The organism is Streptomyces sp. CBMA29, from assembly GCF_014596445.1.
GTDB lineage: Bacteria > Actinomycetota > Actinomycetes > Streptomycetales > Streptomycetaceae > Actinacidiphila.
The window spans coordinates 25,000-32,807 of record NZ_MECL01000104.1 but is presented as its reverse complement, the minus strand read 5'-3'; the positions used below and the strand labels follow the sequence as shown (position 1 = coordinate 32,807).

The following is a 7,808-nucleotide window of genomic DNA, read 5'->3' as shown; positions in this document are numbered from 1 at the left end:
ATCCCCACGTCCCGTCACCCCCCGCGCCTCGCCGCCACAAGCAACCCGCCAGTCCCGGCCATCGGCCCCAGCCCGACACGACCGGACGCCCGCGCCGGCCGAAAGCCGTCCGGCGACCCGGGGGACTCCGAACCCATATGCCACGCAGGCCGGGCAGGCCGGGCAGGCCGGGCAGGCCGGGCAGGCCGGGCAGGCCGGGGGCACCATACGAAGCCCCCGGCCGGAGGCGGTCCCCGCCGAAGGCCGTCCGGTGGCCTCAGCCCCCGGACCCCTGCGCCGCGCGCCGGGCAGGCCGAAGCCCCCGGCCAGAAGGCCAGACCCACGCCAGAGGCAAAGCCCGGCCGCAGGCCCACCCGGCGACCAGCCCCGGCCGAAGGCCGTCCGGCGACCCTGAGCCTTCGACCCCTGTGCCGCGCAAGCCGGGCAGGCCGAAGGCCCCGGGCGGAAGCCCCCGGCCGGAAGGCCGACCCCACGCCGGAGGCGGGCCCGGCCAGAGGCGGGTCGGCGACCAACCCCCGCCGGAAGCCCGCCCCGGCCGAAAGCCATCCGGCGACCCTCAGCCTCCGAACCCTGTGCCGCGCAAGCCGGGCAGGCCGAAGGCCCCGGGCGGAAGCCCCCGGCCGGAAGGCCGACGCCACGCCCGAGGCGGGTCCCGGCCGGTGGTAGGGCGGCGGGCGCGCGGGGCCGGGACGGCCGCGGCCGGAGGGTGGTTAGCGGAGGACGCCGGCTGTCATGCCCTCCGTTTCGGGCGGAATCGCCATCAGGCCGAGCTCCGACGGAGTCGCGAGGTGGGGGTGGGTGGGGAGGACGCGGACGGTGTAGCCGAAGGGGCCGGTGCGGTCGAGGGTGAGGGGGCCTTCGTAGTGGTAGCGGCCCGCGGTGTCGGTGCGGGAGGTGGGCTTGAGCGAGGCCACGGTGGGATCGGCGAGCCGGTCGGCGGCGTCGACGCGGCCGGACAGGAGCTGGACGTCGACGTCCGTCGGGTCCAGCTCGCCGAGGGCGACCTCGACCCGGAGGGTGAGCGTGGAGCCCAGCTCCGGGGCGCCGCCGACCGAGCCGGTCTCCACGTGCTGGACAGAGACCTGCGGCCACTGCTGCCGTACCCGCCGCTTCCAGGCGGCCAGCGCCCCGGCCTCCTCGCCGTGTACGGCGCGGTGCGAACGGGCGGCGGGCGCGTACAGCGTGCGGACGTAGTCCTGGACCATCCGGCCGGCCACCACCTTCGGGCCGAGGGTGGTGAGGGTGTGCCGGACCATCTCGATCCAGCGGCCGGGCAGGCCCTGCGCGCCCTGGTCGTAGAAGCGCGGCGCGACCTGCTTCTCCAGCAGGTCGTAGAGCGCGGCGGCCTCCAGCTCGTCGCGGCGGTCCTCGTCGGCGACGCCGTCGGCGGTGGGGATCGCCCAGCCGTTGTCGCCGTCGAACCACTCGTCCCACCAGCCGTCGAGCACCGACAGGTTGAGGCAGCCGTTGAGCGCGGCCTTCATCCCCGAGGTGCCGCAGGCTTCCAGCGGGCGCAGCGGGTTGTTGAGCCAGACATCGCAGCCGGGGTAGAGCAGCCGCGCCATCCGCATGTCGTAGTCCGGCAGGAAGACGATCCGGTGCCTGACCCTGGGGTCGTCGGTGAATCTGACCAGCTCCTGGACCAGCCGCTTGCCGCTGTCGTCGGCCGGGTGCGCCTTGCCCGCGACCACGATCTGGATCGGCCGCTCGGCGTGCAGCAGCAGGTCCATCAGCCGGTCCTGGTCGCGCAGCATGAGGGTGAGCCGCTTGTACGACGGGACCCGGCGCGCGAAGCCGATGGTGAGCACGTCGGGGTCGAGGACGCTGTCGGTCCAGCCCAGTTCGGCCTCTCCCGCGCCGCGCTGCCGCCAGGACTCGCGGACCCGGCGCCGTACGTCCTCCACGAGCTGTTCGCGCAGTTCGCGGCGGAGTTCCCAGACGGCGGCGTCGGGGATGTCGGCGATGGCCTCCCAGCGGTCGGCGCCGCCGACCGTCAGGGCGTCCTCGGCGCGCTGGGCGCCGATCTGCCGGGCGCCGAGCCGGAACACCTCGGGGGCGACCCAGGTGGGCGCGTGCACGCCGTTGGTGATGGACGTGATCGGCACGTCCTCCGGGTCGAAGCCCGGCCACAGCCCGGCGAACATCTCGCGGCTGACGGAGCCGTGCAGGGTGGACACGCCGTTGGCGCGCTGGGCCAGGCGCAGGCCCATCACCGCCATGTTGAACAGGTTGGGGTCGCCGCCGGGGTAGGTCTCCATGCCGAGTTCGAGGACGCGGCCTATGTCGACGCCGGGCAGTTCGCCGCCGTCGCCGAGGTGGCGGCCGACCAGTTCGCGGTCGAAGCGGTCGATGCCCGCGGGGACGGGGGTGTGGGTGGTGAACACCGTCCCGGCCCGTACGGCCTCCAGCGCCGCGTCGAAGTCGAGCCCTTCGAGGGCCAGTTCGCGGATGCGCTCCAGGCCGAGGAAACCGGCGTGGCCCTCGTTGGTGTGGAACACCTCGGGTTCGGCGTGGCCGGTGATCCGGCAGTAGGCGCGGACGGCGCGGACGCCGCCGATGCCCAGCAGCATCTCCTGGAGCAGCCGGTGCTCGCTGCCGCCGCCGTAGAGCCGGTCGGTGACCTCGCGCTCGGCGGGTTCGTTGGCCTCGACGTCGGAGTCGAGGAGCAGCAGCGGGACGCGTCCGACCTGGGCCTTCCAGATCTGGGCGCGCAGCGATCGGCCGCCGGGCAGGACGAGGGAGACCTCGGCGGGGGCGCCGTTGGTCTCGCGGAGCAGGGTGACGGGCAGCTCGTTGGGGTCGAGGACGGGGTACTGCTCCTGCTGCCAGCCCTCGCGGGAGAGGGTCTGGCGGAAGTAGCCGTGCCGGTAGAGCAGGCCGACGCCGATGATCGGGGCGCCGAGGTCGCTGGCGGCCTTCAGGTGGTCGCCGGCGAGGATGCCGAGGCCGCCGGAATACTGCGGCAGCGCGGCGGTGATGCCGAATTCGGGTGAGAAGTAGGCGATGGCTGCGGGCAGGTCGCTCTGTTCCTGATACCAGCGGGGGTTGCCGGTGTAGTCGGCCAGTTCCTCCGCCGCGGCGGCCAGGCGGCGCAGGAAGCGCCGGTCGCCGGCGAGCGCGGCGAGCCGTTCCTTGGACACGGCGCCGAGCAGCCGCACGGGGTCGCCTTGGGCGGCCCGCCAGCCCACGGGGTCGACGCTCTGGAACAGCTCCCGGGTCTCCGGGTGCCATGACCAGCGTAGGTTCTGGGCCAGCTCCCCGAGCGGACGCAGAGGTTCCGGCAGGACGGTGCGCACGGTGAATCGACGGATTGCCTTCACGTATTCGACCGTAGACCTGATGGTGGGGGGCCTGCGGCCGGTCTCCACGATCCGGTGGTTCAAACGCTCGAACGGCGGCTCACGGAGGCGACCGGTCACGGTGCGGATCACGCCGGTGGGCGAGGCAGGTCGTACGGGCCCGGCCGGGGGTCACCGGCCGGGCGCGTAACCGCCGTTGCCCTGTGGGGTCCGGGTGACGTGAGGGGTACGGCCGTACGCGGGCGTGTCGGGTGCTTCGCGTACGGTGGGGGCGTGCGCGGGGGCGCTCTCGGGGGCGCGTGTCCGGTGCGCCCGTGGTCGGCCCCACAATGACGTCAGGGGCAGGTCGGGGGTGGCGGATTGAGCATTCGTGACGCGCTCCCGAAACGCTTCGGTGAGGTGCTTTCGTCTCGCGGAGCGTGGGCAGGCTCCGATTGCGGGGCTTCGCGCGGAGCACGAGACTGCACCACACAGCGTCACAACGCACCGTCAGGTCCCACGGCACCACCCGTATGGCACCACCGTCATGGCAGCAATCGTCCCGGATCATCACCCAGTGCCGTGAGGGGCACTGGCACCTCCACAAGAGTGAACGCGGACTGGAGCGGCCATGCAGGCAAGCCCGCACTGCCCGGAACAGCTAAAAAGAGCGAGGGCCCGCGAGGGAGCGGCCCGTCGCGACGCTGCTCGCCGCCGCCGTGGGCCGCTTTCCGCCGCCCCCCATCTCCGCCGTCCCATCCACAGCGCTGTCAGGTGAGGCAATGATCGGTCGTATTCCCGTCGTCGATGTCCGTCCGTTGGTGGACTGTGGCCGCCGCCCGGCGAAGGCGGTGGCCGGAGAGACCTTCGAGGTGACCGCCACCGTGTTCCGGGAGGGGCACGACGCGGTGGCCGCCAATGTGGTGCTGCGGGACCCGACCGGCAGGCCGGGGCCGTGGACGCCGATGCGCGAGCTGGAGCCCGGCACGGACCGGTGGGGCGCGCGCGTCACTCCGACGGCCGAGGGGAGCTGGACGTACTGCGTGGAGTCCTGGTCCGACCCGGTGGCGACCTGGCGGCACGCGGCGGGCATCAAGATCCCCGCCGGGATCGACACCGAACTGGTGCTGGCCGAGGGCGCGCTGCTGCACGAGCGGGCGGCGGCCGGTGTGCCCAAGAGCGACGGCAGGGCCGGTGTGCTGGCCGCGGTGGACGCGCTGCGGGACGCCTCGCGCACCCCCGCCGCCCGGCACGCGGCGGCGCTGGCGGACGACGTGGCCGGCGCACTCGACCGGTATCCGCTGCGCGAGCTGGTCAGCGCCTCCCGGCCGCTGCCGCTGCGTGTGGAGCGGGAGCGGGCGCTGTACGGGTCCTGGTACGAGCTGTTCCCCCGCTCGGAGGGCGCGGTGCTCGAAGCGGGCGCCCCGCCGCGCTCGGGCACCTTCCGTACCGCGGCCGAGCGGCTGCCCGCGGTGGCCGCGATGGGTTTCGACGTGGTCTATCTGCCGCCCGTTCACCCGATCGGCACAGCCTTCCGCAAGGGACCGGACAACAGCCTGACGCCCGGCCCCGACGACGTCGGCTCGCCATGGGCGATCGGCTCCCCCGAGGGCGGGCACGACGCCGTCCACCCGGACCTGGGCACCCTCGCGGACTTCGACCACTTCGTGGAGCGGGCCCGCGAGCTGCGGATGGAGGTGGCGCTGGACTTCGCGCTCCAGTGCTCGCCCGACCACCCGTGGGTGGCCAAGCACCCGGAGTGGTTCGCGCACCGCGCGGACGGCACGATCGCGTACGCGGAGAATCCGCCGAAGAAGTACCAGGACATCTACCCGATCGCCTTCGACGAGGACTTCGCGGGCATCGTCAGGGAGACCCTGCGGGTGCTGCGGCACTGGATGGCGCACGGCGTGCGGATCTTCCGGGTGGACAATCCGCACACCAAGCCGGTGGTGTTCTGGGAGAAGGTCATCGCGGACATCAACCGCACCGACCCGGACGTGATCTTCCTGGCGGAGGCGTTCACCCGTCCGGCGATGATGGCCACCCTCGGTCAGATCGGTTTCCAGCAGTCGTACACGTACTTCACCTGGCGTAACGACAAGAGCGAACTGACCGACTACATGCGGGAGCTGAGCGGGGAGGCGGCAGCGTGGATGCGGCCCAACTTCTTCGTGAACACCCCCGACATCCTGCACGCCTTCCTCCAGCACGGCGGCCGTCCGGCCTTCGAGGCGCGGGCGGTGCTCGCCGCGACGCTCTCCCCCACCTGGGGCGTCTACGCGGGCTTCGAACTGTGCGAGGGCGCCCCTGCCAAGCCCGGCAGTGAGGAGTACCTGCACTCGGAGAAGTACGAACTCCGGCCGCGGGACTGGGCGGCGGCCGAGGCCGAGGGCCGCTCGCTCGCCCCGCTGATCACCACGCTCAACCGGCTGCGCCGCCGTCACCCGGCGCTCCAGCAGCTACGGGACATCACATTTCACCCAGTGGACAACAGCGCGGTACTGGCCTACTCCAAGCGCCGCGACGACGATGTCGTACTGGTGGTCGTCAACCTGGACCCGTTCCACACCCAGGAGGCCACCGTCTCGTTGAACATGCCGGCACTCGGGCTCTCCTGGCACGAGTCATACCCGGTGCGCGACGAGCTCACCGGGGACACCTACCACTGGGGCAGAGACAACTATGTGCGCCTTGAGCCGGGCCGCGCGCCCGCGCATGTCCTGTCGCTGCGACCGTCTCCTTCGATCGGAGGGTCACTCAGTTGATCGTCAACGAACCCGTCCCTGACACCTTCGAGGACACACCGGCCAAGGACCGTGATCCCGACTGGTTCAAACGGGCGGTGTTCTACGAAGTCCTCGTCCGGTCCTTCCAGGACAGCAACGGAGACGGCGTAGGCGACCTGAAAGGCATCACCGCCAAGCTGGACTATCTCCAGTGGCTCGGCGTGGACTGCCTCTGGTTGCCGCCGTTCTTCGCGTCACCGCTGCGGGACGGCGGATACGACGTGGCCGACTACACGGCCGTGCTGCCGGAATTCGGTGACCTGGCCGACTTCGTGGAATTCGTGGACGCCGCGCACCAGCGCGGCATGCGCGTGATCATCGACTTCGTCATGAACCACACGAGCGACCAGCACGAGTGGTTCCAGCAGTCTCGCAGCGACCCGGAGGGACCGTACGGGGACTTCTACACCTGGGCGGACGACGACAAGCAGTACGACGGCGCCCGCATCATCTTCGTCGACACCGAGACCTCGAACTGGACGTTCGACCCGGTGCGCAAGCAGTACTACTGGCACCGGTTCTTCTCCCACCAGCCGGATCTCAACTACGAGAACCCGCGGGTGCAGGAGGAGATCCTGGCCGCGCTGCGCTTCTGGCTCGACCTCGGGATCGACGGTTTCCGGCTGGACGCGGTGCCCTATCTCTTCCAGGAGGAGGGCACCAACTGCGAGAACCTGCCGCGTACCCACGACTTCCTGAAGAAGGTGCGCACCGAGATCGACGCGCACTACCCCGACACCGTGCTGCTGGCCGAGGCCAATCAGTGGCCCGAGGACGTCGTCGACTACTTCGGCGACTTCCGCAAGGGCGGCGACGAATGCCATATGGCGTTCCACTTCCCCGTCATGCCGCGCATCTTCATGGCGGTCCGGCGGGAATCGCGCTACCCGGTGTCGGAGATCCTGGCGAAGACTCCCGCCATCCCGGCGAGTTGCCAGTGGGGCATCTTCCTGCGGAACCACGACGAGCTGACCCTCGAAATGGTGACCGACGAGGAACGCGACTACATGTACGCGGAGTACGCCAAGGACCCGCGGATGCGCGCCAACATCGGCATCCGCAGGCGGCTGGCACCGCTGCTGGACAACGACCGCAACCAGATCGAGCTGTTCACCGCGCTGCTGCTCTCCCTGCCGGGATCCCCGATCCTGTACTACGGCGACGAGATCGGCATGGGCGACAACATCTGGCTCGGTGACCGGGACGCGGTCCGTACGCCGATGCAGTGGACCCCCGACCGCAACGCGGGCTTCTCGTCCAGCGACCCCGGACGGCTCTACCTGCCCACGATCATGGACCCGGTCTACGGGTACCAGGTCACCAATGTCGAGGCGCAGATGAGCTCACCCAGCTCGCTGCTGCACTGGACGCGGCGGATGATCGAGATCCGCAAGCAGAACCGTGCCTTCGGGCTCGGTTCCTACACCGAGCTGCCGTCGAGCAACCCGGCCGTGCTCGCGTTCCTGCGCGAGTCAGGCGACGACCTCGTGCTGTGCGTGAACAACTTCTCGCGGTTCGCCCAGCCCACCGAGCTGGATCTGCGGAGCTTCGCCGGGCGTCACCCGGTGGAGCTGATCGGCGGGGTGCGTTTCCCCGCGATCGGTCAACTGCCGTACCTGCTCACCCTCGCGGGCCACGGCTTCTACTGGTTCCGGCTCCGCCGCGAGCAGGTGTGACGGCGGGGGGCCGGAACGACCGGCCCCCCGCAGCCGACGCGGGCGGCGCACCGCCCCCGCGCCGG

Annotated in this window: 3 protein-coding genes; 2 read left to right on the top strand and 1 reads right to left on the bottom strand. The window is 71.3% G+C overall.

What is annotated here, in order from left to right:
• Positions 1-710 precede the first annotated feature (710 nt).
• Positions 711-3,320 (bottom strand): alpha-glucan family phosphorylase, encoded by a 2,610-nt coding sequence (gene glgP, locus BGM09_RS15780; RefSeq protein ID WP_188282220.1) that lies wholly within the window; start codon positions 3,318-3,320, stop codon positions 711-713.
• Between the two features lie 740 nt (positions 3,321-4,060).
• Between glgP and BGM09_RS15775 the strand changes: the two genes are divergently transcribed.
• Both BGM09_RS15775 and treS read left to right on the top strand, forming a co-directional pair.
• On the top strand, positions 4,061-6,046 hold the full coding sequence (locus BGM09_RS15775) for an alpha-1,4-glucan--maltose-1-phosphate maltosyltransferase (RefSeq protein ID WP_188282219.1): 1,986 nt from the start codon (positions 4,061-4,063) through the stop codon (positions 6,044-6,046).
• Entirely contained in the window at positions 6,043-7,743 is a 1,701-nt protein-coding gene (gene treS / locus BGM09_RS15770) for a maltose alpha-D-glucosyltransferase (protein WP_188282218.1), read from the top strand. The genes BGM09_RS15775 and treS overlap by 4 nt, the downstream gene beginning before the upstream one ends.
• Positions 7,744-7,808: the final 65 nt, after the last annotated feature.